Genomic DNA, 4,152 nt, shown 5'->3' on the forward strand with positions numbered 1-4,152 from the left:
ACGAATTTTGTGTGGTAACTTAATTGTACTAGCGGCAATAGACTATGTCTATTTTTTATGAAATTGAATTTGCGAAATATATTTTACCTTATCGAATATTTTGAATCCGAATCCCAGCGCAATCCGGATCACTCCGCGAAGTTCCTATGGAACGCGAAGATGCGTTTTGGAAAAACCTTCACATCCTATGAACTTGCCAAGGCTATGGATATGAAGCGTGTTCTCATTCTGACATTCAAACCGGCTGTTGAAGAGTCATGGGAAACCGACCTGTTGAGCCATATGGATTTTGAAGGCTGGCAGTTTTATTCGCGCGAAGTCTCTCAGGAAACTGGGATTCGTCCAGAGGACCTAGATCAGACGAAGCCCATCGTCTGCTTTGGTTCATTTCAGGATTTTCTCGGTACAAATGCTGCAGGTGGTATCAAGGCCAAGAATGAATGGGTTCATACGACGAACTGGGATCTAGTCATCTTCGACGAGTACCACTTCGGCGCGTGGCGTGAAAACGCAAAGCATCTGTTTGAGAAAGAGGACGAGGACAGCTACGACGAGCTGGATATCGATAAGTACAAGAAGGATGAGGCAGACAATGCCGTCAACGAGGATTTTCTCCCAATCACAACGAAGTATTATCTCTTCCTGTCCGGCACACCTTTCCGCGCGCTGAACACTGGCGAGTTTATGGAAGATCAGATCTTCTCATGGACTTATTCGGATGAGCAGAACGCAAAAGAGAACTGGGATGATAGCCAAGGGCCTAACCTATACGCATCCATGCCTCAGATCGTTTTGATGACTTATCGGATTCCGGATGAGATTCGCCGTATTGCTTATAATGAAGACTTTAATGAATTTGATTTGAACGTATTCTTTGCAGCAAAACCGGAGGTAGAGGGACACCCGGAGACAGCTCAGTTCGTGTACAAGGATTATGTTCAGAAATGGCTATCCCTTATTCGAGGTGCCTATTTGCCGTCTTCAGTTGATAATCTGAAGCTCGGTCAGAACGCCAAGCCGGTTATGCCATATTCCGATGCTCGGATGCTGTCGGTGTTGAATCACACACTTTGGTTCCTGCCGAATGTGGCATCCTGCTATGCTATGGCAAATCTGCTGCATGAGAAGCAGAATGTGTTCTACCACGACTACACGATCAATGTCTGTGCCGGAACGGCGGCGGGCGTAGGACTTGCTGCACTTGAGCCTGTACGTGAGTCAATGGACCCACCGACGGAGACAAAGACCATCACGCTTTCATGTGGAAAGCTTACGACCGGTGTGACCATTAAGCCGTGGACTGGCATCTTTATGTTGCGTAATCTCTCCTCGCCGGAGACCTATTTTCAGGCAGCATTCAGGGTTCAGTCTCCGTGGACAATCAAGAAAGAGGATGGCAGCGAGGAGATTCTTAAAGAGAACTGCTACATCTTCGATTTTGCTCTTGACCGTGCCCTGCGTCAGATTTCCGATTATAGCTGCAGACTCAATATCTCCGAATCAAATCCGGAGAAGAAGGTCGCTGACTTCATTCATTTCCTGCCGGTACTCGCATTCGATGGCAGCACGATGACTGCTGTTTCCGCGTCGGATATTCTTGATATCACGATGGCCGGAACATCCGCTACGCTTCTTGCAAGACGTTGGGAATCCGCTCTCCTTGTGAACGTGGACAATGAAACGCTCCAGAGGCTTCTAGACAGCGAAGAAGCTATGAAAGCCATTATGAACATCGAAGGCTTCCGCAGTCTGAATAAAGACATCGAGACGATTATCAATAAATCCAATGCCGTCAAGAAGGCTAAAGCTGAAAAGGGCGACGACATGACGTCGAAGGAAAAGAAGCAGCTTTCTAAGGAGGAGAAGGAATATAAGAGCAAACGCAAAGAAATTCAAGAGAAGCTCATCAAGTTTGCTACCAGAATTCCGATCTTCATGTACCTGACGGACTTCCGTGAGTACAGCCTGAAAGATGTTATCACGCAGTTTGAACCAGGACTCTTCAAGAAAGTAACCGGTCTTACGGTCGAGGACTTTGAACTGCTTGTTTCACTGGGTATCTTTAATGATTCACTAATGAACAGTGCAGTCTATAACTTCAAACGCTATGAAGACGCTTCTCTTGAATATACCGGAATCAGTAAACATGCCGAAGATGAGAACGTCGGTCTGTTCAGTACCGTCATTTCAAAAGACGAGTATAAAGACATGGCATCGGCCCAGACTGCTTCCATGCAGGAGAATCCGTTCAAGAAGACTGTCATCATCGAACAGCCTGCGCCTAAGCCTGCACCTGCAAAGCTCAAAGTCGTACCAATCAATCAGGAAAATCCTGTTCCAGGACTTCATAGAGACTCCCAGGTGGCGGAAAATCCTGCTCCTTATGGAGAGCAGAAACCGAAGTTCACGGAGATCGATCTGTCTAAATTCCGTGTCGGCACTATCGTTACACACAAGAGATATGGAGAAGGCAAGGTTGCCGGGATCAAATCTGGCAAGGTGATGGTGTCCTTTGATGTGGCAAATAAGACATTCCTTTTCCCGGACGCTATCGAGAGGGGCTTCCTCACTGTGAAGGAATGGTAAAACGCAAATGCAGTAATCGCCTGCTAACGGGTGCAAAAAGGAGAAAGGCTAATGCAAGCTCATAACAGTAGTATCGAGGGATTTTTATGCGCTCAGTGAACTGTATTCGTTGTACCCGTATATCAGAGAAACTGTGATTGGAAAGAGGTAAACTGTAAACAGTTGTTTCAGGGCATTTGCCACGCAAAAACGCAAAAATGAAATGGAGAAATAATTATGAGTTCACACGTAATAAGACATGATAATATTATCCCTTTAGTAACGCGTCAAAGCATAGCAAGCAGATATCATAGGGTTACGAAAGCTATAAATCAAGAGTTTTGGAATTCTACGAGTGAAACCATACATAGTCTCTATGTTGGTTCTTATGGAAGAAACACAGCAATAAATACAAGCGACATAGATATACTTATTGCAATTCCGGAAGATGAATATAATCGATACTCATATTCTAAAGGGAATGGGCAATCTCGACTTTTGCAGGCTGTGAAGAATGCGATTGAAACTCCTTATTCAAGAAGCGATATTAGGGCAGATGGTCAGGTTGTTAAAATTGCCTTTTCTGATGGAATGAAATTTGAGGTGTTACCAGCGTTTCCACAGACAAGTTGGAGTGGTAATGTTTCATACAAATATCCAGATACTAATATGGGAGGAAACTGGAGAACAACAGATCCTAAGTCTGAGCAAAAAGCAATGAAGGAAAAGAACAGCTCATCTAATGGGCTATTGTGTGCCACTTGTAAGCACATAAGAACGATCAGAGATGATTCTTATTCGAGCTATCATCTGTCCGGAATTTTAATTGATTCCTTTGTATATGTTGCGATGGGGGGATGGCATTTTACGGATGGAGATAGCAATTTCTCAAGCCAACCAAGATCGTATGAACAGGCATTGCTTGATTATTATAATCATATTTCATGCAACGGAATATTTGCGCCAAGTCTATCTGCTCCCGGAAGTGGAATGCCGATTGATACTACAAAGGGATGGGATGTCCTTGGCAAGATCCTAAATAACATGGCATAGGGCGTAGTAAAAATGAAAAGTGATAAAAGCTATAGGGCACGATTAAAAAATCAAATAAAGGATGCCTGTGGAAAAGTTATCTACACATACACTGCGCATCACAAATTAGCTGATCGATTTGAGAAAGAAAATAAGTATTTGAAGAATGCACAGATTATATTGACCGTACTTTCTTCTTGCGGATTTTTTGCCAGCATTATAACAAACAAGGTCATATTGACTTGGGTAGGTGGAATTGCTGCTGTATTGTCTTTATGTCTAAATCTATACGCCAAGGAATATAAGATTCAAAATGAAGTAAGTCAGCATAGAAATGCAGCAAAGATAAGGTAAAATATATTTCGCAAATTCAATTTCATAAAAAATAGACATAGTCTATTGCCGCTAGTACAATTAAGTTACCACACAAAATTCGTAAGGAGGCAATAGACCATGTCTGGTAACATTATACAACTTAACGAGGATCTTATAAAGAATAATTTAAAGGATCTCGTACGTGACAGCGTAGAAGAAACGCTGAATGCCCTGCTCGAC

Annotated in this window: 3 protein-coding genes; all 3 read left to right on the forward strand. The window is 43.3% G+C overall.

Annotation, left to right across the window (positions count from 1 at the left end):
- Nucleotides 1-57: 57 nt before the first annotated feature.
- Nucleotides 58-2,586 (forward strand): restriction endonuclease, encoded by a 2,529-nt coding sequence (locus T518_RS11045; protein WP_162177259.1) that lies wholly within the window; start codon nt 58-60, stop codon nt 2,584-2,586.
- Nucleotides 2,587-2,802: 216 nt separating this feature from the next.
- Nucleotides 2,803-3,618 carry an SMODS domain-containing nucleotidyltransferase gene (locus tag T518_RS11760; RefSeq protein WP_072003610.1) on the forward strand — a complete coding sequence of 272 codons (816 nt, stop codon included), beginning with the start codon at nt 2,803-2,805 and terminating at the stop codon, nt 3,616-3,618.
- 12 nt (nt 3,619-3,630) lie between these two features.
- Nucleotides 3,631-3,951 (forward strand): SLATT domain-containing protein, encoded by a 321-nt coding sequence (locus T518_RS11765; RefSeq protein ID WP_248617206.1) that lies wholly within the window; start codon nt 3,631-3,633, stop codon nt 3,949-3,951.
- Nucleotides 3,952-4,152 lie beyond the last annotated feature (201 nt).

This window comes from Mitsuokella jalaludinii DSM 13811 (assembly GCF_000702905.1).
Classification (GTDB): Bacteria; Bacillota; Negativicutes; order Selenomonadales; family Selenomonadaceae; genus Mitsuokella; species Mitsuokella jalaludinii.